The organism is Danxiaibacter flavus (assembly GCF_041060425.1).
Classification (GTDB): Bacteria; Bacteroidota; Bacteroidia; order Chitinophagales; family Chitinophagaceae; genus Danxiaibacter; species Danxiaibacter flavus.
Map to the genome: position 1 here is coordinate 104,995 of NZ_JAULBC010000004.1, position 22,856 is coordinate 127,850.

The window sequence follows — 22,856 nt, forward strand, 5'->3', positions numbered from 1 at the left end:
CTAGCCAATTAACGATTTAACAAATGAAAGATTTAATGGACTGAGATAATCTTCTAGGAAGGCAGGATTATTTCTTTCTTTTTGTTGCAACATGTGCCGGAGGTCCGTTTCGTTTCTTGCTACAGGTATATTTTTATCTGAACCATCGAACGGCCTGGCGATTGGACCGCCAGCTAAGTCAAGCTTATCCAGATTGGGTTCGTAGACTAAGTAGTTAGTGCCAAACAATTGCGCTTCCAGAAGTAATGTGGATCCCGGCCCTATGACCAATGACGATCGCTTTAATGAGTCTGGAAGTGGGTCAATGTCAAGGACAAAAAAATCTGACCCTAGCAAACTTTCAAACCATAAAGCGTTCATAGTAGGATGGGGCCGAACACGAACTTTTTTGACACCCAATGATACTAAAACATTCTTTATTTGTAACAGATAAAGAATTAAGTTTCCTCTATCCGTAAGGACAGGCGAATAAGTATGCTGATGTAATGATGCAGACTTGCAAACAACTAAGATATCGTCAAAAGCAAATTTGCATTGCAAGGAACGCTTATAATTTGTGTAGGACGGGTGCCCAGACACGTATATTTTTTTAGCATCAACGCCAGCCTCAATATAGTTTTCACGGATTTTATCGCCCCAGACCAGTAAATAATCAGTTCGACTTTCGTCCTCTGGAAGGTAAACTCCCGGCATTCCATGTGACAAGACGAATGATGGCCGACCTAGCCTTTTGAAAACGTTTATTGCAATCTTCGAATAAAACAACTGATTTGTGAAAAGGAATAAGCTTTTAAGTTTTTTTTCCTTGATAAAAGCAAAAGTATCTTCCTCGAAATTTTGAATCGCTTTACTAAATGACTCAGAAAGTAGCTTATTAAAATTTGCAGTTTTGAACTGTTTATTTAAGCGCCACACATGTTTGGTTAAATCTAAATTCCCAATAACATTTTTTCCAACTGGAGTCCATATTGGTGAGTAAGCATTATATCCTTCGCTTTTCAATTCCTCGCTGAAATTTTTAAAATAAACAAGAGATAAAACATTTGCACCACCTAATTTATCAAAGTTCACATTCTTGAAAAAGACTGAATAGTATGTATAAAGTTTATACAACATTTTGTGCAAATCAATTGTACTTGGTTTTCGTCCCTCTTTTGGATTCTTAAAATGGTCTCCATAGCTATAAATGAAGTGGTCAAGTTCAATTTTGAGTAAATCCACCCTGCGATTATATTCGCTGTCATGCTGTCGTATGTACTCCAATAAATACGCCTTTGTCTTCATTAAGAAACTACTTTAATTTATAAGCGCTAAGATAGATGGCCCTAAAATTTGATTCATCAGCAGAATAATAGGAGATATACAGCGAATCGTTGTAAAATGCCAGCCCTGGATATCCCGTATCATAGCCCGAGGGTAAATTTGTGATCTTTTCAAGAGCTCTATTTGAAGTATTCAACTTAAAAATCGCAACCTTGATGTCACTAGGCGGATAAATTCGGCCAGCGACAAAAATTCCATGAGGCGTATTGATCATGCTGGGCGACTGAAGAATCATGTTAAGATTAAACCATTCAATTTTTCTAACTGCCTGATCACTTATTCCAAGCCACGAATTTTTATCTCCGCAATCTCTTCTGGCAATGACGTAAATTGTAGAGTCTTGGAAAGTCATGGCGGTTTCTGAAGGACACCCATCATCTATTATATTGGCGCGCTGAAGCTTGAAGTTAGGAAAACTGCCGGCATCGCTTAAATAATATGAAATTTTAGTCCCAGCGTTCCCATTTCCCGAATATGCGAAAGAATACATTTCCTTTAAATTGTTATTAATGCGCCAAAGCCAATCATCCTTAACTTGCATATTAATCGGATTTCCCCATATAAGGTCGCTTGTGTTCAATACCCAGACAATATTCTGCAAGCTGTTTGGCTTGTGAATAGCCCCTGCATAAATACATAACTCATGTTTAAAGTTGATAACAAACTTTGGATCTCTCAAATCATTTTCAGGAATCTGAAGTACACTCAAAGACCGCCAGTTTCTGGCATTATCAGATACCAAAACCCTTATCGTTCCATTTGTTCCAACATGACTATCCGCTTCACGAAAAACGCAATACCATAAATTATTATATCTAATCAAATCAGTAAAAGCCGAATAATTGTTATTCGACCAAATTTTCCCAAAATTGGTAAGACCAGAAGGGAACGTATCCTTATTACAAGATAAAAGCATTAAAAAAGTACCAAAAACAAACCAAAAAGCATCGACTGGAAATAATCCATGTTTTTTTGTCATTCGTTAAACTGCTTGAAAATTAATTGTCTGTAGAGAACTTTAGCGCGGCAATATTTTATAGGACATCCCGAAATTTAACGGGTGTTCCTTTTTTAAGATCAGAAGAGGCACAGCTCAGTAACAATTGTTCGTAATATCTTGGATGCAATCCGTCGCCAGGACGAATAATTCTTATATTTTTCTCACTAAACTTTTCGCCTGCTGCAATATCCTCTACAACATAGATCGATCTTTTATATTCAACGCTTTTTCGTTCCGCTTCCTGGATCCCATACTGGACCTCCCCCAATGAAAGCCATGCTCTCTCTGTTTCTTCAACAAGGGTTTTAAATTCATGTGGCTCCAAAGAAAAAGCACTATCGACTCCCCCTTCTGCGCGACTTAAACAAAAATGTTTTTCAATAATCGTTGCTCCTAAACTAACTGCCGCAACAGACGCTCCCACTCCCATCGTGTGATCAGAAAGACCTATTTCACATTTGAACATTTCACGCATATGTGGAATAGTTTTAACGTTTGTGTTGGCTGGTGACGCAGGATAATTACTCGTACATTTTAACAACGCTAAATCACGGCACCCATTGTCTCGCAAAACTGTCACAGACTCATCAATACCACCAAGGGTCGATACCCCAGTTGACATGATCACAGGCTTTCCCGTTTTAGCTATTTTTTTCAACAGAGGATGATGGTTGTTTTCGAATGAAGCAATTTTATGACAAGGAGCCCCCAATTTTTCTAATAAGTCAACAGCAAAATCATCGAATGGAGTCGAAAAGCAAATTAACCCCAGCTCGGCAGCATATGAAAATATTGCTTCGTGCCATTCATATGGTGTCATAGCCTCAGAATACAAATCATACAAATTTCTACCTGTCCATAGAGAGTTTTTGTCTTGGATGTCAAACAACCCGCCGTGCTGATTTATTGTAATAGAGTCAGGAGTATATGTCTGTAATTTTATTGCATCTGCTTTTGAATCTGCGGCTGCCTTTACGATTGATAAAGCTCTGTCAAGGGATTGATTATGATTTCCCGACATTTCTGCAATTATAAAGGGTTTTGCACCTAAACCGACACTAATATTTGCTATTTTCATTAATCTAGATTTAATTACCTAATACGCACGCGGCCCAAGAATACCCAACACCAAAGCCAGCTAAAACGACCTTACTATTGCTTGTCATTTTGTTTTGAATCATGGCTTCTTTCAAAGCTATTGGAATTGTTGAGGAAGTTGTGTTGCCGCTCCTTTCTAAATGATAGAAAAACTTACTTGGTTCAATACCGATCTTTTTGCGTACAAAGTCAAGCATATATTTGTTTGCCTGATGAAAAACAAATAAATCTACTTCGTCCCTGCTAAGCATGTTTTGTTCTAAAACCCTCTTGATAAGAGGCGGCACGTTGGACGCTGTAAATTTAAAAATTTCAGTTCCGTCCATGTACAAATTGTTGTCATTTCGAACAAACTCATTTTCATTGTCGTAAATATCAATCCCATCCATTGGTTTGTGCTTGTTCGCACCATTTTTGACAATGAGATTATTTGCCCCCTCTCCATCTGAACCGTATACACAATTTCCAATCTTTATTCCTTTTTGTTCGCAGGAAACCAATGTCGCAGTTGCAGCATCTCCAAAGAGTGGGATGCTTGATTTGTCATCTTTATGAAGCAATTTTGTAAGCGTGTCAGCGGTAATTAAGAGCACATTTCTTGCAGATCCGGATTGAACAAGTCCCTTGGCCAACCCCAGACAATAGACATAGCCTGAACAGCCTAGCCCTACATCAAGAGCACCGCAAGATTTTTTTAGCCCCAGTCTATTTTGTAAAATACATGCCGTCGTGGGAAGAAAAAAATCAGGAGTTTGTGTGCAGAGTAAAACAAAATCAATTAAATCGGGAGCTATTTTATGTTCATTAAATAGCTGAACAGCAGCCATGTAAGCGAGATCGCCCGTCGATTGTTCTCCTGCAACTCTTCTTTCTCGTATCCCTGTCTTAATAGAAGTCTTTTCAATCTCCCATGTAGGATGATTGCGATTGATTTCTTCATTAGTTAAAACCTGCTCAGGTAACCAATATGATATGGCACTAATTTGTACATCCATTTTAATCAATTTCAACAAATAAAATCTTTATTCGAGAATACAACCAGCCCAGGAATACCCTACTCCAAAACCAGCTAACAGAATTTTGCTCTTATTAGATACTTTCCGCTGCGCGAAAGCCTCCGATAAGCTAATGGGGATTGTTGAAGAAACTGTGTTTCCGCAAGTTTCCAGGAAGTAAAAAAATTTGCTCTCAGGAATGTGCATCTTTTTCCGGATAAAATCAAGCATGTATTTATTTGCTTGATGAAAGATATACATATCCACTTCTTCGTCAGACGTGTTGTTAGCCTTAAGCACACTATCCACGAGTTCCGGAACGTTTTGAGAAGTAAACTTAAATATCTCAGCTCCGTTCATATATAAATAATCGTCACTACTAAATTGATCATTTTCCAAGCTTGTTGACCTATTCGGAAAAATATGCTTATTTCCAAACCCGCCATTTTTGACTATCAAATTATCTGCGCCCTTACCATCTGTACCATATACAAAATTACCAATCGAAAGTCCTTCCAGCATTTCGTCTGAAGAAATAAGCGTAGCGGCAGCAGCGTCTCCAAAAATTGTTTTATTAGACTTATCGTCCGGGTGAATTAATTTGGAGTATGTTTCAGAGGTCACCAATAGTACGTTTTTTGCTGAACCCGAAGCAATCAATCCCTTTGCCAGTCCGAGTCCATATACGTACCCTGAACAACCAAGATTAAAATCGAGCGCGCCAACTGAAGTTGACAGGCCTAAACGGTTTTGCAAAACGCACGCTGAGCTTGGTAGAAAGTAATCGGGACTCTGGGTACAAAGCAAAATAAAGTCGACAACGGACTTATCAATATTATTCTCAGAAAACATTCTTTCTACTGCATAGTAAGCCATGTCAACAGTCGAAATATTTTCATTAGCGATCCTTCGTTCGTAAATACCCGTTTTGGATGCAATTTTTTCTACTGACCACTCGGGATGCAGTTTGTTTATTTCCTCATTGGTCAATTTTTGATCGGGTAGCCAATAGGAAATAGCTACTATTTTCGCATTCACTATTCAACAATTTTTGAAGATACGTGGTTGTATATATCTTCCACAGTAACGAATGTTTTAAAGGTTTCCGCGTTAATTCCGACTTTATATTCGTCTTCTATCATGGTGATCACGGCCATCGCAGTCAAGGAATCCCAAGAGCTAAGCTGTCTGAATTTTGTTTGCCCAGAAATCTTACTCAGGTCATCCTCCATTAATTGCTCATTAAACTTGGGAAGAAAAGATGCAAAGTCCATAACATTTTTTTTAAGATTAATAAAAAATCATCTGAACAACATTTTTTTTAATTTGTCTTTATTGTTGTTCCAAACATCCTTGAAGATAGCTAACAAATGCAAGTCTAAATCTACATTGTCTTTTACATATTGTTTTCTTAATATCCCTTCTTCTATGAAGCCAAACTTTCTGATCATCTGAATTACCTTAGGGTTATTACTCAATATTTCGCAGTTGATTTTACGAATATTTTGCAAATTGTTAAAGACGTAATCTATCACAAGAAATTCGATCATCGCGCCTAGTCCAGATCCCTCATTGCCAGCCTCGCCGAGATATAAGTTGGCAAATTCGCAAGTTAAATTGGTATAATCAATTTTTCTAACCGATGCAAAGCCAACTGGTTTTGCATCATTCATCACTATCCAAAAAAGTCCATTTTTTTCGTCTTTGATTTTATTAAACCAGTTTACCTGCATTTCAGTTGTAATATACTCATTTGAAATTGACACGGTCCTGATATTTTCAGAATTGCGCCATTGGCGTAACTGTTCAATGTCAGCTAATTCCACGGGTCTTAAAAAAACATTCATTTTAAAGAATTAAATATCTCCAAATATCTGCTTTTTTGTTTTCCGTCAAAAAGAGATCTTCGGAATTCAAGATCGACATGAACCTGTTCCCTTAAATTATCAAATGGAAATCCTAGCTTTTCGGATAACAGATAATTATAAAAATCTCGTTGATTGTCCGCTATTACGATCAAAAAGAGCTTGCCATCTGAAACCGCCAAATATTCCAATGCAACCGAGCTAGGTGAACAGATCGCGATTGAACATTTAGTCATTAAATGCGACATAGATGACGCGTTTAGGTTTTTATGCAGCTTGTACCTCCAATTTTTGTTTGCCAGAAAGCCAATAAGCTCTTCTTCATATCGATATGCACCTCCTATGACTATATTAATTGTCATACTAGTCATCCATTCCGGAAGACGAGACAAAGCGATCAGTAAGTCATTTTTTGGATCAGCTCCCCCAAAACAAATGAAAGCATCCCGCTCATTTGGCATCGTATGCCCATAGGCAGACTTCAAAAAAGGGGAGCGCAACATTGCATATTTTAATCCCAAATACAAACGAGTATACGGTTCAATGCTGTAAGCTTCCCGATCAATACCACCTGCATGATTGATGACTACGTCCGAAACAAAATGGAAAGAATAAATATCATCGATACAAACCAATTTATTACCCCGTTGTTTGATTGTGATCTGATAATCAGTATTAAAGCTATAACCGTCCAGCACAACGATTACATTTGAATCAATTGAATTCGCAAAAGCTTCACGTTCTTCTACGAGGGTAATCCCGCTATCCATGATATGGAGTATTGCGCCGGCTTCTACAACATTATTTTTTGTTATTTCCAAATAATCCCGAACAAAAAAATGGCATTCAAAACGCTCGCGTAACATGTTTGCCAAAGCACAACTACGAACTATGTGTCCCAATCCTATCTCCGTATTACCATCAACTCGAAAATAAACTTTCTTCATTGGGTACGCTCTAATGACCGAAAAAATTAAACATCTTATACTTAACTTCAGCTGCAAGCCAATCCTCAGGAGTATCTATGTCCTGAATTTCAATAGGATTAAGCTCTATAAATCCACAATTTGCATTGATTACGCTAGTCGTCTCTAAAAAAGTCTGTGGTTTAAAGATATAGAACTGACCAGCATCGAAGTATCTGTCCAAAAGGTCTTGTGTTCTTGTGTTTGCAAACTCCTGGTGTTCATAATTTATTCTATCCTTATACCCGACAATCAATGCACGTTCGATTGGATGGGGATACTTAACGACTGTTAAGAGACCATCTAAAGACTCATTTAAAAACTTTTCAACTCCAGCTACAATATGATTTTTTGAGCATAAAATTGAAGTTGGGTACAAACAGCAAACTAAATCGAAGACTTTCCCAGCATTTTGATAGTTTTTAATAACCTCCGTTATTACATCTGCAGTTGTGGCGAAGTCATTTGCATTTTCCTTTGACCTTAAGAATGGCACTTTAGCTCCGTAACTTCTGCAAAGCAAAGCGGCGTCTTCATCATCTGTTGAAACCATAACTTCATCAAAAAGGTTAGAAGCCAACGCCTTTTCAATTGCATATGAGATTAAAGGCTTTCCTAAAAAATCTCTGAAGTTTTTGTTGGGAATTCTCTTGCTGCCTGTTCGCGCAGGAATTATAAGTAGTTTTTTCATGTTTCAATAGGTTATCAAGAACATGCATACTACTTATAATTCGAGTTATCAATCGAACATTAGTAATATGCAGTTTAAAGAATCTTTCGGAAAACAGGCTTTGCAGCTTCGCCTATGAGATATTTCTCGTATCCTACTTCCAGAGCTTTTTTATACACCGACAATGATGCTTCAAAAGCATCCAAAAAGAAATTAACTTCTGTATTAGTGTGGCTGAAAGAAGGCACAAGCACACCCTGGAACAATACATCGTTTTTAATCATTTCCTGCATCATCAGCGTCCTAAATCCGGCATCCATCTGGCGTTCCCTATTCCTAAATACGAACGCTGGCATCCAGGAACTGCAACTAAGTGAAACAAAATCACTCAGACATTGCCTTTGAATGATGCCATTGCATTCACTGATCGCTTTCGCACCCATTTGCTGACTATGGCCAATTACATCATTATTTTCAAAGAAATCAATTGTCGCAAGGCCTGCTGCTATAGCGTGTGTTTCGCCACCGTGTGTTGTTGATATAAGAAATACCTTTTCTTCACCCTTACGATTAATTCCCCCTAATTCCATTACTTCTTTCTTGCCGGTTAATGCACAGAATGAGAAGCCGTTTGCAATGCCCTTTCCCCACGTAGTCATGTCTGGTTCCAGAGAATATTTTCTTATGCTGCCGGGAAAATTCGTTTTAAACCCGGTAATCATTTCGTCAATAATGAAAAGCGCCCCATTCTTGTGAGCCAAATCAATCGCTTTTTGCAAAAAGCCACCAGGTTCTCCGCCACATGCACAAGTACCATCGCAGAAATTTTTTTCCGGTTCGGTAATCACACAGGCAATCTGCCCGGGGAACTTCTCAAACAGTGCTTCGAGTGATGCAGCGTCGCAAGCCTTAAACGTGACGGATAAATTATTGGTGTCATTTGGCACTCCTTTATTACAAGCAGTGCTTCCTATAAACCAGTCATCATAACTATAGAAAGGATGTTCCGCTGGAAATGCCACCAACTTCCTTTTCGTAAAAGCCCGGGCTAACTTGACAGCTGCAGTTGTAACAGTTGATCCATTCTTGGCAAATTTGATCATGTCATGCTGAGGAACCAGGCTTAAAAACTTTTCGGCCATTTCCATTTCAATAACCGAGGGTCGTTGAAAATTGACGCCTTTCAGTAGTTCTTGTCGAACGCGTTCCAGTACTGGTTCAAAGGCATGTCCGAGACTTACCGAGGTAAGCCCCATGCTGCAATCCAGAAATTTATTGCCGTCGATATCCCATATCCATGCGCCTTTTCCGTGACTGATTGCGGCTGGTGATAATAAAGGAAATTGATCGTCTCCTTTAGAATATGTATGCGCACCGCCAGGAATTAACTGATGAATTTTTTGCCTGTAAATATTTGATTTTTCAAAGTTTAGGATCATTTTTTTAGAGTTAAAGGTTAAAAGAATGTATATAATCAGGTTATGTCTTTTGCCAAAGATTTTACATAACCTTCATTACATTTAAAATGACTATTTAAAGCTGCAATAGCTGGATTCTGGATTAACAAATCTACATAGGCCATCCAATTCTTATCCGTCCCCAGCTCGACTATTAGTTTTTGCACAACCAACAAATCCGGGTACTCGTCAACAGTAAGTCGCATTTCCCCGAAGCTGTTTTCGCAACTAACGTTAGCAGACTTAAAAAGACTTCCATTCCTAAAGGATGAATTGCGCCAAATAAAGGGCGTAACATGCTCGCGATCCGAATTCAGATGAGCCTCTTTCCAGGCTAATTCTAGTGCTTTAAAGGTAAAGGCCTCCACATCCAATCCGTCGGGATAAGTTCGCTCTAACGTATTTGAAACATAATCCAGTTCATTAGCCAGCAAATGACCAACTACAAGATCAATAATTGATCCATCGATAAGCGGACAATCAGATGTAACTCTTACTATATATTCAGGCTGAAATAAAAATGCTGTTTTGTAAAATCGATCCAGAACATCGTGAGTGTCGCCCCGATACGCCTCAATTCCATTTTGAAAAGCGATGTCGATGATTCTTGAAGCTTTCTTTTCATGGGTGGTTGCTACAACTGCCTTATCAATTCTTTTTGAGGTAAGTATTCGTTTTAAATGAACATCCAGTAAGGTCTGTTTATTTAAAACCTCCATCAACACTTTGCCAGGCAGCCTTGTCGAACCATATCTGGCCTGAGTAATTAGCAATACTTTCATAAAGTTCTACCAATTAACAGGGCTTAATAAATCGGTTCTGTCAGTCCGAAGAAAATCAATCTTTGCAAAAAGAAAATCACGATTCATTTTTTTAAAGATTGAAATGTTTTTCTTCAATTGGTCAAGGTTATCCACTCCAATTAATATTGCATCGATGTAATCTTTAGAGTAAACATACTCCAAAGCCATCTGATCTATACTAAAGCAATATTCATCAGCCAGCTCCTCGATTATGTCTAGTTCTCTTTTAAGCGGAGATAACTTGCTGGAAGGTTTAGCAACAAAAAAAAGCCCCTGCAAAAAAACCGATCTTACGTGTATTTCTTTTCCTACAGACTTTGCTCTTAACAATAGCTCACCTCGTTGGGAATGATTGTCTAATAGATTGAAAGGAACCTGAATAATATCAATGTCGGACTCAATTGCGGTAAGCAGCTCTTCATTTGAATATATCGATACACCGGTTTTCCTGACAGCTCCCCGCTTTTGCAGCGACTTTATAATTTGCTGAAAGTGCCCAGCTAAAAAATCTTTAAACGCGTGATACATGAGCACTTCGTAAGTATCTACGTCCAGGACCTCGAGCGACTGTAGAACACAAGTCTGCATTTCAGCAGGGCTCCTATAGGAAGCCGCCTTAAATTTATTGACTATCCGGAATTTTCGCCCGGTTGCGCGATGGTAAGCACCTACACGTTGGATCGCATCTCCGTACAATTCAGCCGTATCTAAATCACGTACTGAATTTTCAAATGCGTAGTCAAGAATTTCTTTTGTCTTTTGAAGGTCGGGTTGTCCGGCATGGTTGTTAATACCATAATCCAGCCCAAGTTGGGCCGTGCCTAAAATAATTTTTTTCATTATTAAGTCTGAGCATAGTTAATAATAGCCCAAAATAGCCTCAATAACATATGCTTGTTCAGCATCTGTAAGCGTAGGATACATGGGAATGCTTAGACATTTTTCATAGTATGATTCAGCAACTGGAAAACGGGCATCTTTATAGCCGCTGTTCCTGTAATAAGGCAACATGTGTACAGGAATGTAATGAACCTGTGCGTATATATTTTTTGCTCTTAAATTTTCATATAAACCTTTACGATCGGACACCTGTATAACGTACAAATGATACGCATTTTCACCGCTGGTTTGCACAGCCAGGGGTTTTACAACCGAATTGGCAAATGCGGCATCGTATTTTGATGCAATTTCACGCCTACGCTTAAGGCCTTCATCGGCTCTCTTCAATTGAGAAGTTCCCAGGGCCGCCTGAAAATCAGTAAGCCTGTAGTTATATCCAAGTTCCTGCATTTCATAGTACCATCCGCCATGATTTTCATGCATCAAAGCAGGATCTTTTGTAATACCATGCGTCCGCAAAAGCAATAGCTTTTCGTAAAGAGTCTTATTGTTTGTTGTTATCATTCCTCCCTCACCACATGCAATGTGTTTAACAGGATGAAAAGAGAATATCGCAAGATCAGCATAAGTACCATTTCCGCAAAATTGTTTAACACCTTTGCTGTCTACGAAATATCCACCGGGTGCGTGACAGGCATCTTCAAGAATCCAAAGTCCATATTTATCAGCCAGGGTTCTCAATTTTTCAGTATCAACTGCATAGCCCGCAAAATCAACCGGAACAATTCCCGTAAATGTTCCTGCGGGAGCTGAACTTAACAATTTTTCAACCGCATCCAGATCAATTGTCGCTGTCTCCGCATTAACATCAACTAATGTCACCGTTCCTCCGCAATACTTAATGCAGTTTGCCGAGGCGGCAAAAGTTATATCAGGAACAATCACATTCGACTTTTCATCAACACCAAGCGCTAAGGCTGCGAGGTGAAGGGCGGCCGTTCCATTTGACACAGCTACTGCGTATTTGGCATTTACATAGGTAGCAAATGCCTTCTCAAAGGATAAAATTGCAGGCCCCTGAGTCAAAAAATCAGACTGAAGTGCCTGTGTTACTTCTTTAATATCTTCTTCTGTGATGTGCTGTCTGCCGTAAGGAATGCTATTCATGATATTATGCTACGAAATTAGGATCTATGTGCTGTTTGATAAGGCCTCTCAATGATTCAACAGTCTCCCACTCAGTATTTGTTCCCGAGTTATACTTAAAGCCGATTTCTACAGGCTGAGCTTTGAAATGATTAAGATACTCATCACGTGACCATCCGGGCACCTGTGGCAAAATAACATAGTATTTGCCAACGTCTACGGTTGTAAATGAATCGGCCTCTGTAATCATTTCTTCGTGAATCTTTTCTCCGGGTCTAATCCCTACTATCGGTTTCTCTGCGTTAGGAGCTACAGCTTCTGCTACGTCTAAAATCTTGTATGATGGAATTTTGGGTACAAAGATCTCACCACCCCAGTGATGCTGTAATGCAAAAAGTACCATGTTAACGCCATCTTCCAACGAAATATTGAACCTTGTCATTCTTTCGTCAGTAATAGGAAGGATGCCACTCTTTTTCTTTTCTAAAAAGAATGGTATAACGGAGCCCCGTGAGCCCATCACGTTCCCATAGCGAACAACAGAAAAACGTAGGTTTCTTTTCCCTTTGATATTATTTGCTGCAACAAATAACTTGTCAGAGCAGAGTTTAGTTGCTCCGTACAAATTGATCGGAGCAGCAGCTTTATCAGTCGATAACGCCACAACGTCCTGCACGCCGCAGTCTAATGCTGCGTTAATCACATTCTCAGCACCCATGACATTAGTTAGAATACATTCCATTGGGTTATATTCCGCAGTTGGCACCTGCTTAAGCGCTGCTGCATGGATTATAATATCAATACCTTCACAAGCACGTTTTAATCGTTCCGCACTACGTACATCTCCAATAAAAAAACGGATGTTTGGATATTTTGAAGAAGGGAAGGAAGCCGCCATTTCAAACTGCTTCAATTCGTCTCGTGAAAAAACAACCATCCGCTTGATATCAGGATATTTTGCCAGCACTTCGGCTACAAATTTTTTTCCGAATGAGCCCGTTCCTCCGGTTATTAATATCGATTTACCATTTAAATCAAGCATAATGTAAATTCTTACTATGAAAGTAACTGTTTATATATTTTTCTGAAAAATATTAAGATTGTTGCAAGAACTCCTAGCACAAATGCACCAATAACCGTCCATTTGAGCAAACTGGCTTTTTCCTTTACCAAGGGCTGGCTTGGTTCGTCTATTATTTGATAAAGCGGCATTTCTTTTTGCAGAGTCATTTTTGCAATCTCAAGGTTTTTAACAACCTCACCGTAAGCGGTTCCTGCCGCCTGAGCCTGTAACTGATTCCATTGAACATCGGTTCTCTTTGATTGAAGCGCGGGATTAAGGTTAAATGTTCGATCAGTTACGTTTGCTGCAGAAATTATAGAAGATCCCAAGAGTCTTTTTAAACTGTCTGCCTCATTTTGTAACATTTCCAGATTGTTTTGAGCTGTCTTCGTTTTAGTGTCAATGTAAAACTTCGAGGCTTCTTGAACTACATTCCTGGCAAGATGAATAGATACTAATTCGAACGAGCTTTTGGTCGACACAGAGTAAAAACTTAATTTTTTGTCAGGCTTGCTAACATCTAAAACACCCTTAACCAACATGTCGCGAATTGCATTAATAAGACTGTCCTGAACTGGAGTTACCGAATTAATGTCATTAGGAAAAGGCAACTGCGCTTTTACATAAGCATTTTCTTTCCAGCCCTGCAACCCCGGAAAACTATCGCAGATGTAATTAATTAGCAGATCATTCCTGGCAGGAATTTTTTTGAACAACGCTCCCTTAATAATTCTTGTTGTTTTAAGAAGTTCAATGATGTTTTCGCCCTCAAAAACATCACTGGTCACGTTTCCAGATAAGTCCAATCCGAATTGGCCTACCAATCCCATTAAACCGCCACCCCTAGAATCATTGTTCGATAATACAAAAGTGACTGTCCCCGTATAAGTTGGCTTTTTCCTTATTGCATATATGGATCCCAATACGCCACCAACAAGTACACATATTGAAATAGTAAGCCATTTAGATCGCAAATACGCAAGCCATTCCTTGATCTTGCCAACTAATTCTTTCAGCGTAATTTGTTGCTCTTGCTCAGGCATATATTGATGAGAATTATAATTATTTGGTCAAATTAATAATTGCAACAACTACTGCGGCCAAGGAGGCCAACGCGCTTGATACACCTATTATTTCCCCAGTCGAAAAGGCTTTTCGTTCAGGCTTTTCGGGCACGACAATTTCTGATCCAGGTTTAACTGTGGGATAGTTTTTAAAAAACAAAAAATGTCTGGTCGCCTTCGCTTTTCCATTAGCATAAAGAATATATGATTTGCTTTTTCTTCCTCTTTCCGAAACACCGCCCGCAGCCGACAAATAGTTTTTAAAACTGTAGGATTTGTCATACGGAATTTGCGTTGGGAATAACACGCTTCCGCTCACCCTAACCTGGGCATTGAATCGAGGAACAAAAAGCTCGTCGCGTCCTTTTAAAACGACATCCTCGGGAGATCCGGGGTTACGCAGTATTTTCTCTAGGTCTATGGGGATTTGGTCAAATTCTTTTATAAGATCTTCCGTAATGTTCGTACTTGAGGTGTCTTTCAACTGGGACTGAATTTTTTCAATCTTTTGTTTACGAAGGGCGGTCATTTCATTATCATCATTGTATCTTTTAACATACGCGCCCTGAATGTACGCCTCCGGAGTAAATCCTCCTGCTCTCTTTACCAAATCACTTACGCGTTCCTCTCTTTTTGATAAAACATATGGTCCCGGGTATTGGAACTGACCAGCTACTGTCACCGTTTGTAACTCCTGGTAACCTGGCTTTTTGCGTACTGTAACAACATCAAAGGGCTGTAGTTTAATGTTGTTAGATCCTGAAGAAAGATCTCCAATATCATTTATTTCAACAATATCACTGGCTCTAATGTCTTGTGAAGTAAGCGTATCTCGTTTTATGAGCCTTGCCACTTCAATTCTCCTGGTATATGCTCCTTCCGCTAACCCCCCGGCCTGAATAACAAGATCTTTCAAACTAATGTTATTTCCATAACTATAAAATCCGGGATTTCTTACTTCTCCTTGTACTGACACATAGTATTCATCCCTTAAATCGAAAATTGATTTAATCACAACCGAATCTTCTCTTTTCAAATTAATCTGCTCACTCCCATTGAGAACATTTTTTACATTGAATGAAAGAATTTCTTTGGTAAGATCTGGCTGCAAACGAATAATTTGCCCCCTGTCGGTATATGCATCCTCTCTAATGCCATCAGCTTTCTTTATCAGATCGCTCAACGTCATTCCTTGTGTTAACTCAAAACCTCCGCCTCTGAACACAGCCCCGGTTATTGTAACTCTATTTACATATCGCCCCAATAGTTTATCTACAGCGTAAAAATCGCCGCCTTTAGGTTGATAAGTCTCGTACTCCTTTGCAAATATGTCTTTTACCTGCAATTCCTTATCCGTGAACTGCGTAACTTTTACGGATGCTCTATATGCACTATCAGAAAAGCCTGACGAAAATTTCAACAAATCACTAAAACTCTCGCCCGGTAATATTTCAAAAATTCCTGGTCTCTTTACATAACCGGAAATTTCCACACGATCTTTATATGCTGGAATGCGGATAACATCATTATCCCTTAAGTTAACATTGTCAGACTGATCACCATTTACAAGAAAACGATACAGGTCAATTTTCTTAAATAGCTTATTACTTCGGATTAGTTCAATTTCCCTAAAGCTACCGAACTGGGAAGGGCCGCCGCAAACAAACAGCGCATTAAAAGCAGTTGATAGGGATGGCAGTGTATAGTTTCCTGGTTTGTTGCTTCCAATAATAGTCACCCGGATGCTACGTATGTTTCCAAGCGTAACGGATAATTTTGACCCGCCGTTACCCAATGTCGGATACGCAGAACGCTGCATATACCCCTTAATTCTGTCGGTTGCGGCTTCTATCGTCATTCCCCCTACCTTAATTTGGCCTACATTAGGTATATATATCGCACCCTCTGATGAAACTGTCAAAGAATGAGCGACCTCCTGTATGCCATATACTGATATTTCAAGCTGATCGTCAGGCCCTATTTGATAATTAAGAGGTGTAGCTATGCGCAAGTTGGGTTCAAATGTAAGGGATTGATTGTTAAATAATTCAGATCCGAATATCTTGGGATCGATCAACGGCTGTGGCTTTCTATTTGTATCGATAGACGATGAATCTTCGAAGCGATTGGGTTGAACAGTAAGCGTGTCGGAGTTTTGTTTAGAGCCAGTCAAACTCTTATTGGCATTTAACATGGCAATCCGCTGCTTCAGCTTATTGATCTCGTCAGGCAACATTCCTTTAGATGCAGCCATTTGTTCTGCCTGCTCCACTGTCATTCCTGACGCTCTTAGCTGTTGCTGATATTTGTAGATTTGTGCATCAGTCAACTGATCTACTTTGATTTTGCTTAAATCACCTCCCCTCAGAAGATCCTGCGAATAGACCGTTGCAACAGAAACAATTATCGCTATAGCTGAAAAATAGAATTTAAGGTACCGTTTCATCCTGACTTTTTTTACATGGCTCCGCCACCTGAGTCACATACCATCAAAAAAATATCGATCAGAAAGAACGACCGATAGTATTCTTGCTTTTTCGGCTGGATGGCATATGAATCCCCCTTTGAAATTATTAACCGGCCGCAAATATAGGATTTTTATAATGCTCTCAAAAAGCCTTAAAAATGCCCAAACCGGCCTAGTTTTGAACTTATTACGTAAAATGATGCCAGTCTTCTGGCGAAATCTGACATGGCACCCTGGTTTGAGCAATGCCCTTATTATTAGTGATACTAATGTTTTTCTAACTTTTTCCCCCAAACCAAAACTTATTTTATCTTCCCCTCTTAATCTTCCATATGTCCCAACGTTATTATTCACTGGATGTGTTTAGAGGAGCAACTGTTGCATTTATGATCATGGTGAACAACCAGGCCGGCCCGGCTTATGAATTGCTTGACCATGCACCATGGCACGGATATACGCCGACTGACCTTGTGTTTCCATTTTTCCTTTTTGCTGTTGGCAACGCGATGGCTTTTGTGATGCCGAGGTTTGAGCAGGCTGGGACAAATGTGTTTCTCAAAAAAGTGATTAAGAGAAGTTTATTGATATTTCTGATCGGCCTCTTTTTGAACTGGTGCCCGTTTTTGAGATGGAGCCATGATCACCTTGTGTTCAAGGGATGGACCTGGGTTAATGATAGTGGCAAAATTCAGGGCGTGCGCGTTATGGGCGTGCTGCAACGCATAGCATTGTGTTATCTGTTTGCTTCGCTTATCGTTTACTTTTTTAAAACAAAGGGCGCATATTATATCAGTATAATTATTCTGCTTGCCTATTGGGTGCTGTGTGCAATGCTTGGCGATCCTAATGATCCTTACAGCTTGCAGGGTTATTTTGGAACAATGCTGGATGTGCGTTTATTTGGAGAGCCACATGTATATCATGGTGAAGGCGTGCCTTTTGATCCGGAAGGACTGGCGAGTACTTTGCCTGCAATTGTACAGGTTGTGTTTGGTTACCTGGTTGGACAATACATTCAACAAAAAGGAAAGAATTATGAAATGCTGTCTAATCTTTTTGTGGCTGGATTTATTCTCTTTATTGCCGGTGTATGCTGGGGCGAAGTGTTTCCGATCAACAAGAAAATATGGACAAGCAGTTATGTGTTACTCACCTCTGGCCTGGCTGCACTTATTCTTGGTGTATGCATCTATTTGCTTGAATTTAAAGAAGTTAAAGGATGGTGGAGCAGGTTTTTTGATGTGTTTGGAAAGAACCCGTTATTCATATTTGTTTTGAGTGGTTTTTTGCCACGTGTATTGGGATTGATCAGAATCGAAAATGGCATCAACAGTGATGGATCAGTTAGCTATCTTTCGCCGTTTAGCTGGTTGTATGAGCATGTATGCAAACCGGTATCTGACAATCTGAAAAATGGATCTTTATTCTATTCAATTATACTCATTTTAATATACTGGTTGATAGTTTATGTAATGGATAAAAGGAAGATTTACATGAAGGTATAGTACGCAAACCTTTGCGCTATTTTTTGAATGTCCCAATCGCGCAAAACGCCATTACCGATTGCATTACAGCGATTAGAGATATCTCTATCACTATCGTACATTTTTTAAATAAATCTTGTCAGATCACTTGCATTTGGTGTTGTGGTTGTTTAATTTTATAAAGACACCTTTAAACAGTCACATTATGCAAGCACCAGAATTCAATCAAATTCTGTTAAGCAATGCGGAGTTCTTAAAACCCTTTGCTATAACATTAACCCGGGACACAGAAGCTGCCAAAGACTTGTTTCAAGAGACTTTATACAAGGCGTTAGCCAACAAAGACAAGTACAATATTGGCACTAATATTAAAGCATGGTTGTATACCATCATGCGTAATATTTTTATCAACAATTATCGCAGACGATTCAGACAAAACACCATTTTTGATGCAACGCCTAATGATGCTTTTTTAAATTATGTTCAAATTACCGCCGCAAATATTGCAACAAGTAATATGAACATAAAAGAGATGCAGGACGCTGTTCATCATCTTCCTGAGATCTTCAAAAAGCCATTTTTGCTGTATTTCGACGGGTTTAAATACCACGAAATAGCAGACATGCTTGGAGAACCTTTGGGCACTATTAAAAGCCGGATACATTTCGCCAGAAAACTGCTTAAAATTCAAATCGAACGATTCTAGTCCATTTTCTCAGATTCTCCAGGTTCTTTTTCTCTGTCCCCCATGTAATTCAGCCTTAACCGTATCTCTCGTAATTTAATTGCACTCTTTACGTACCGAAAAAAAATTACCATTGTAATAATGGCTAATCCTTACTTTTATTGCATGGAACATGTGATACTAGTTAATGATAAGGACGAAGCCATTGGTGAAATGGAAAAAATGGAAGCGCACGAAAAGGCCTTGCTTCACCGGGCGTTTAGTGTATTTATATTCAACAAAAAAGGCGAGATGCTTCTTCAACAGAGAGCACTTAAAAAGTATCACAGCGGCGGCTTGTGGACCAATGCCTGTTGCAGTCACCCCAAGCCGAATGAAGATACCTCTGCAAGCGCTTTAAGGAGATTGAGAGAAGAACTTGGTTTTGAAACAGATCTGTCGAAAATTTTTGAATTTACTTACCAGGCTTCCTTTCCAAACGGCCTGACTGAAAACGAATTTGATCACGTATTTGTCGGTACATACAACGGACGAATTGAACCCAATCCCGAAGAGGTAAATGACTATTGCTTTAAAACAATGGAAGATATTGCCGCTTCACTTCAGTCTCATCCGCATAAATATACCGTGTGGTTCCATATTGCTTTTGGTAAAGTACATGATTGGTGGAAGCAGCATGTGACCAGCCTCGCGGCTTCTGCTGTTGAAAACATTGTAACTAAACAATCCTAGTTTTTTTCAAACAAATAAAAAAGGGAGCGCATTCACATTCGCTCCCTTTTTTATTGAATAAACTTTTTTATTTCTTAAAATTCTGCACCAACTGATCCTTCGGAACAACCTTTACCTTCATTCCATCTTTCAGCTGTTTACTCACTAAATCATACGGACCAGTTATTACCTGCAATGAATCAGACAAGCCGCTATCAACCTGGATGTAATTCAAATCCTGTATTGATGTGGTTACCTTTTGCTTCTTTACTGTCCCATCTTTTTGCAGCACAAACACAACCTCATCTATTCCTTCATCGCCGGCAACAGGCTGTGGATCAGCATCCGATGATGATTTATCATCTTTCTTATCTTTTTTATCGTCCTTGTCTTTGCTGTTGGTCGGTGCATCATTTTTATCCCGTGTAGTTACTGCATTCAACGGGACAGAGAGCACATTTACATTGGTTTTGGTTTGAATATCAGCACTGGCTGTCATATTCGGACGGAAAGGGAAACCTTTACCGGAAACAATCAGATCTTTATAACTATCCTGCAACAAACGGATATGCACTTTATAGTTTGTTACTGTTGTAGACGATGATGAACTTGCGGAAGTGCTTGTTGTTGTATTCGGATTTGCTATCTTATAAACTATTCCCTTGAATTTTCTGTTGTTATAAGCGTCCACTTCAACCAATGCAGTATCGCCATATTTTACTTTAGGGATATCATTTTCTCCCACATCCACCTGCGCCTCAATGCTGGCAAGGTCTGCAATGCGCATCATTTCTGTTCCGGCCATCTGGGCTGTACCTACTACCCTTTCGCCTTTTTTCACAGCTAACAGGCTTATTACGCCATCCATTGGAGCCACAATTGTCGTACGGCCCACATCTTTCTGCGCCCGGTTAAGACTGGCCTGAGCGCTTTGTACATTTGCCTGGTTTGCCATGATTCCGCTCTGAGCAGCATCATAATTTGCCTTGGCAGAAAGATATGCCTGTTGCGATTGCTCAAATTCTGACTGAGATATAACCTTCTGGTCCAGCAGTGTTTTTTGTCTTTTATACGCTGCTTCAGTCTGATCAAGCGTGGCTTTTAAGGCTCCGAGCTGTTGCTTTGAATTGGACACCTGCGCCTGGGACTGCGCGACTACAGCAGCGGCCTGATCGCGTGTTGAGGCGTAAATATCTGCGTAAATCTTCACCAACACCTGGCCCTTTTTAACGGTATCTCCTTCTTCAACATTCAGCTCCACTATTTCACCTGAAATGTCGGAACTCACTTTTACTTCCACTTCAGGATAGATCTTACCGCTCGCGGTTACCGTCTCAATTATCGTACGTTTTAGCGGTTTTTCTGCAGTTACCTTAGCACCTTCGTCTTTGCCAAAAACGCCGGCTTTACTAAGACCAACAAGCAGTACTACAAGTACTATCAGAATACCGATGATCCATTTTAATTTTTTGCTCATAGATGGATGAATTTATAACTATTTGCCCGCAGGCAGAATATTCATTTATTATGAAGTATAATGATTGTTTACTCAAGCCTTATACCTTGTCCTTTGTAAAATTCCAGCAGTTTCATTTTAAAAACATAATCGTACTGATTATTCAGCTGCTGAAGTTTTGCCCTCAACAAGTTATTCTGATTGGTTATAAGATCGATTGTAGACAATAACCCAACCTCATATCGTTTACTGGCATAATCATACGCTTTTTGCGAAGTTTCCACAGTCTTGAAGCCCATAAAATACTTCTGCATCGAGGCTGTTGCATTTGTATAGGCAGTGTATATATCATTTTTCAATTTAAGATCAGCACCATGCTGTTGAATTTTCAGATTCTGTAAATCGAGTTGGGACCGCTGGTAGTTGATACGATAGCTACCGGTGTTATTAAATATTGGAACCGTCATGGTAAGTCCAATGGCTTGCCTGAAGTTCTGATCCATCTGGCCCCAATAGCCATCCCACAAAGTAAAAAAGGATCGTCGTATTTGATCGTAATGAACTTGTGGCTGAAAAACATTGTAATTTGAACCGTTGACATCAACAAAATAGGATGTGGGTGTTTTCCCAATCACCGTAACGCTATTGTAGTCAACGCTTTTTGTCGGGTTCGAAAAGTTGGACGCCAAATTATAACCCAAATAGAAATTGGGGTACAGTGTAGCCTTACTCGCTTTTATAGCGCTCTCTGCTCCCTTTATCCTCAACGCATAGGCTTTTTGCAATGGCTGATTATTAATTGCCATGCCGAATACAACGTCCGGTGCAAGGTCCGCAATAGGCTCAATCGGGATCTTGTCTACAGGAGGTGTATCTACTTCAAAAGGAACAGCAGCATCTAAATTAAGAACACCTTTCAGCGTAAGAATGCTTAAATCAAAATTAGATTTTGCAGTTACCAAATTACTGCTGTCGGTAGCAAGTTGAGATTCCAGTTCTGCGAGGTTTAATTCCGGCAACGCACCGGCATCAACTTTCTTTTTTGTTATATCATACTGAGATTTTGTCTGCGATACCTGAACCTCTGCGATGTTTATTTGCTCCTTAGCGGAAAGGACCTGCAGATAATAATTTGCCACATTTAGCGATACATCATTTGCATTCTTTTCTACATCTGTAAAAGCGGCCTGCGTGTTATACTCATTTGCGTGGATATTTTGTTTTACCTGTCCGAAACCAAAGATTTGCAATCCACCCTGCAGAGCCATCCCCTGGTAAAGTAGTTGAGTGGTCGTGAACTGGTTTGTTGTAGGATCAATAGAACGGCCAAACTGAAAGCCAATATTAGGCGAAAAACTCATACTCGGGATCTTGGCGTATTTGGCTTGTTTTAGCTGAAGTGCAGTGATTCTTGCCTGGACATCAGCCTGCCTCACAGAAACGTTATTCTTAACCGCATAATCCACACACCGCTTTAAATCCCATTTGTCCTGTGCAATAGAACTTATTGTGACAATAAGTGCAATTAGAGTTAGAGCATAGTTCTTCATATATCAAAAATATAAGAAAGCATTTCCCGTCACGTTAAAATTAGATGAACGGAAAAATAAGTTTACGCACAAGTTAACACGCATTTGCCAAAAATTCTATGCATGTAAATAATTTTTAATAGCTATGGGCTATCAGCTTTCAGCCATCAGCCGGGCACAAGGTTTCAGGTATCAGGTGTAAGGCGTGAGGATTGAGGATTGAGGCATGAGGGTT

At 39.5% G+C, this 22,856-nt stretch carries 21 protein-coding genes; 3 read left to right on the forward strand and 18 right to left on the reverse strand.

Annotated elements, in window-relative coordinates:
- From QTN47_RS13190 to QTN47_RS13265, 16 genes are all read right to left on the reverse strand, one after another.
- A complete protein-coding gene (locus QTN47_RS13190; RefSeq protein ID WP_369329856.1) occupies positions 1 to 1,284 on the reverse strand; it encodes a hypothetical protein in 1,284 nt (427 codons plus the stop codon).
- 7 nt (positions 1,285 to 1,291) lie between these two features.
- Positions 1,292 to 2,302 (reverse strand): hypothetical protein, encoded by a 1,011-nt coding sequence (locus QTN47_RS13195; protein WP_369329857.1) that lies wholly within the window; start codon positions 2,300 to 2,302, stop codon positions 1,292 to 1,294.
- Positions 2,303 to 2,357: 55 nt separating this feature from the next.
- The gene (gene pseI / locus QTN47_RS13200; protein WP_369329858.1) at positions 2,358 to 3,401 is read right to left on the reverse strand and encodes a pseudaminic acid synthase; all 1,044 of its coding nucleotides are present in this window, start codon (positions 3,399 to 3,401) and stop codon (positions 2,358 to 2,360) included.
- Positions 3,402 to 3,411: 10 nt separating this feature from the next.
- A complete protein-coding gene (locus tag QTN47_RS13205; RefSeq protein ID WP_369329859.1) occupies positions 3,412 to 4,416 on the reverse strand; it encodes a 3-oxoacyl-ACP synthase III family protein in 1,005 nt (334 codons plus the stop codon).
- Between the two features lie 27 nt (positions 4,417 to 4,443).
- Complete coding sequence (locus QTN47_RS13210; RefSeq protein ID WP_369329860.1) at positions 4,444 to 5,454, reverse strand: 3-oxoacyl-ACP synthase III family protein; 1,011 nt, start codon at positions 5,452 to 5,454, stop codon at positions 4,444 to 4,446.
- The gene (locus QTN47_RS13215; RefSeq protein ID WP_369329861.1) at positions 5,454 to 5,690 is read right to left on the reverse strand and encodes an acyl carrier protein; all 237 of its coding nucleotides are present in this window, start codon (positions 5,688 to 5,690) and stop codon (positions 5,454 to 5,456) included. Before QTN47_RS13215 ends, QTN47_RS13210 begins: the two co-directional genes overlap by 1 nt.
- 27 nt (positions 5,691 to 5,717) lie before the next feature.
- Positions 5,718 to 6,263, reverse strand: a complete 546-nt coding sequence (pseH, locus tag QTN47_RS13220) for a UDP-4-amino-4,6-dideoxy-N-acetyl-beta-L-altrosamine N-acetyltransferase (RefSeq protein WP_369329862.1) — start codon at positions 6,261 to 6,263, stop codon at positions 5,718 to 5,720.
- Positions 6,260 to 7,228, reverse strand: a complete 969-nt coding sequence (pseG, locus tag QTN47_RS13225; protein ID WP_369329863.1) for a UDP-2,4-diacetamido-2,4,6-trideoxy-beta-L-altropyranose hydrolase — start codon at positions 7,226 to 7,228, stop codon at positions 6,260 to 6,262. Before pseG ends, pseH begins: the two co-directional genes overlap by 4 nt.
- Before the next feature lie 10 nt (positions 7,229 to 7,238).
- Positions 7,239 to 7,937, reverse strand: coding sequence for a pseudaminic acid cytidylyltransferase (gene pseF, locus QTN47_RS13230; protein ID WP_369329864.1), 699 nt, complete (start codon positions 7,935 to 7,937; stop codon positions 7,239 to 7,241).
- Between the two features lie 74 nt (positions 7,938 to 8,011).
- On the reverse strand, positions 8,012 to 9,355 hold the full coding sequence (locus tag QTN47_RS13235) for a glutamate-1-semialdehyde 2,1-aminomutase (RefSeq protein ID WP_369329865.1): 1,344 nt from the start codon (positions 9,353 to 9,355) through the stop codon (positions 8,012 to 8,014).
- Positions 9,356 to 9,390: 35 nt separating this feature from the next.
- Positions 9,391 to 10,155, reverse strand: coding sequence for a cytidylyltransferase domain-containing protein (locus tag QTN47_RS13240; protein WP_369329866.1), 765 nt, complete (start codon positions 10,153 to 10,155; stop codon positions 9,391 to 9,393).
- 6 nt (positions 10,156 to 10,161) lie between these two features.
- Positions 10,162 to 11,016, reverse strand: coding sequence for an aldo/keto reductase (locus QTN47_RS13245; RefSeq protein ID WP_369329867.1), 855 nt, complete (start codon positions 11,014 to 11,016; stop codon positions 10,162 to 10,164).
- Positions 11,017 to 11,034: 18 nt separating this feature from the next.
- The gene (gene pseC / locus QTN47_RS13250) at positions 11,035 to 12,183 is read right to left on the reverse strand and encodes a UDP-4-amino-4,6-dideoxy-N-acetyl-beta-L-altrosamine transaminase (RefSeq protein WP_369329868.1); all 1,149 of its coding nucleotides are present in this window, start codon (positions 12,181 to 12,183) and stop codon (positions 11,035 to 11,037) included.
- A 4-nt stretch (positions 12,184 to 12,187) separates the two neighbouring features.
- Positions 12,188 to 13,204, reverse strand: coding sequence for a UDP-N-acetylglucosamine 4,6-dehydratase (inverting) (gene pseB / locus QTN47_RS13255; protein ID WP_369329869.1), 1,017 nt, complete (start codon positions 13,202 to 13,204; stop codon positions 12,188 to 12,190).
- Positions 13,205 to 13,218: 14 nt separating this feature from the next.
- Positions 13,219 to 14,268: a GumC domain-containing protein gene (locus tag QTN47_RS13260; protein WP_369329870.1), complete on the reverse strand. Its 1,050-nt coding sequence runs from the start codon at positions 14,266 to 14,268 to the stop codon at positions 13,219 to 13,221.
- A 19-nt stretch (positions 14,269 to 14,287) separates the two neighbouring features.
- Positions 14,288 to 16,735, reverse strand: a complete 2,448-nt coding sequence (locus QTN47_RS13265) for an SLBB domain-containing protein (protein ID WP_369329871.1) — start codon at positions 16,733 to 16,735, stop codon at positions 14,288 to 14,290.
- Between the two features lie 353 nt (positions 16,736 to 17,088).
- Between QTN47_RS13265 and QTN47_RS13270 the strand changes: the two genes are divergently transcribed.
- From QTN47_RS13270 to idi, 3 genes are all read left to right on the forward strand, one after another.
- Complete coding sequence (locus tag QTN47_RS13270; protein WP_369329872.1) at positions 17,089 to 18,261, forward strand: acyltransferase family protein; 1,173 nt, start codon at positions 17,089 to 17,091, stop codon at positions 18,259 to 18,261.
- A gap of 184 nt (positions 18,262 to 18,445) precedes the next feature.
- The gene (locus tag QTN47_RS13275; protein ID WP_369329873.1) at positions 18,446 to 18,946 is read left to right on the forward strand and encodes an RNA polymerase sigma factor; all 501 of its coding nucleotides are present in this window, start codon (positions 18,446 to 18,448) and stop codon (positions 18,944 to 18,946) included.
- Between the two features lie 144 nt (positions 18,947 to 19,090).
- On the forward strand, positions 19,091 to 19,657 hold the full coding sequence (gene idi, locus QTN47_RS13280; protein WP_369329874.1) for an isopentenyl-diphosphate Delta-isomerase: 567 nt from the start codon (positions 19,091 to 19,093) through the stop codon (positions 19,655 to 19,657).
- Positions 19,658 to 19,724: 67 nt separating this feature from the next.
- On the opposite strand, the gene QTN47_RS13285 is transcribed toward idi, so the two are convergent.
- Together QTN47_RS13285 and QTN47_RS13290 are read right to left on the reverse strand one after the other, a co-directional pair.
- Entirely contained in the window at positions 19,725 to 21,113 is a 1,389-nt protein-coding gene (locus QTN47_RS13285; protein WP_369329875.1) for an efflux RND transporter periplasmic adaptor subunit, read from the reverse strand.
- A gap of 68 nt (positions 21,114 to 21,181) precedes the next feature.
- Positions 21,182 to 22,642 (reverse strand): TolC family protein, encoded by a 1,461-nt coding sequence (locus tag QTN47_RS13290; protein ID WP_369329876.1) that lies wholly within the window; start codon positions 22,640 to 22,642, stop codon positions 21,182 to 21,184.
- Positions 22,643 to 22,856 lie beyond the last annotated feature (214 nt).

Coding starts and splice junctions, on each gene's coding strand:
- pseG (WP_369329863.1), bottom strand. CDS start 7,228: ATGAAGAAAGTTTATTTTCGAGTTGATGGTAATACGGAGATAGGATTG.
- QTN47_RS13260 (WP_369329870.1), bottom strand. CDS start 14,268: ATGCCTGAGCAAGAGCAACAAATTACGCTGAAAGAATTAGTTGGCAAG.
- QTN47_RS13240 (WP_369329866.1), bottom strand. CDS start 10,155: ATGAAAGTATTGCTAATTACTCAGGCCAGATATGGTTCGACAAGGCTG.
- QTN47_RS13290 (WP_369329876.1), bottom strand. CDS start 22,642: ATGAAGAACTATGCTCTAACTCTAATTGCACTTATTGTCACAATAAGT.
- pseB (WP_369329869.1), bottom strand. CDS start 13,204: ATGCTTGATTTAAATGGTAAATCGATATTAATAACCGGAGGAACGGGC.
- QTN47_RS13265 (WP_369329871.1), bottom strand. CDS start 16,735: ATGAAACGGTACCTTAAATTCTATTTTTCAGCTATAGCGATAATTGTT.
- QTN47_RS13195 (WP_369329857.1), bottom strand. CDS start 2,302: ATGACAAAAAAACATGGATTATTTCCAGTCGATGCTTTTTGGTTTGTT.
- QTN47_RS13190 (WP_369329856.1), bottom strand. CDS start 1,284: ATGAAGACAAAGGCGTATTTATTGGAGTACATACGACAGCATGACAGC.
- QTN47_RS13285 (WP_369329875.1), bottom strand. CDS start 21,113: ATGAGCAAAAAATTAAAATGGATCATCGGTATTCTGATAGTACTTGTA.
- QTN47_RS13270 (WP_369329872.1), top strand. CDS start 17,089: ATGTCCCAACGTTATTATTCACTGGATGTGTTTAGAGGAGCAACTGTT.
- QTN47_RS13235 (WP_369329865.1), bottom strand. CDS start 9,355: ATGATCCTAAACTTTGAAAAATCAAATATTTACAGGCAAAAAATTCAT.
- QTN47_RS13215 (WP_369329861.1), bottom strand. CDS start 5,690: ATGGACTTTGCATCTTTTCTTCCCAAGTTTAATGAGCAATTAATGGAG.
- pseF (WP_369329864.1), bottom strand. CDS start 7,937: ATGAAAAAACTACTTATAATTCCTGCGCGAACAGGCAGCAAGAGAATT.
- QTN47_RS13275 (WP_369329873.1), top strand. CDS start 18,446: ATGCAAGCACCAGAATTCAATCAAATTCTGTTAAGCAATGCGGAGTTC.
- QTN47_RS13205 (WP_369329859.1), bottom strand. CDS start 4,416: ATGGATGTACAAATTAGTGCCATATCATATTGGTTACCTGAGCAGGTT.
- QTN47_RS13245 (WP_369329867.1), bottom strand. CDS start 11,016: ATGAAAAAAATTATTTTAGGCACGGCCCAACTTGGGCTGGATTATGGT.
- pseI (WP_369329858.1), bottom strand. CDS start 3,401: ATGAAAATAGCAAATATTAGTGTCGGTTTAGGTGCAAAACCCTTTATA.
- pseH (WP_369329862.1), bottom strand. CDS start 6,263: ATGAATGTTTTTTTAAGACCCGTGGAATTAGCTGACATTGAACAGTTA.
- idi (WP_369329874.1), top strand. CDS start 19,091: ATGGAACATGTGATACTAGTTAATGATAAGGACGAAGCCATTGGTGAA.
- pseC (WP_369329868.1), bottom strand. CDS start 12,183: ATGAATAGCATTCCTTACGGCAGACAGCACATCACAGAAGAAGATATT.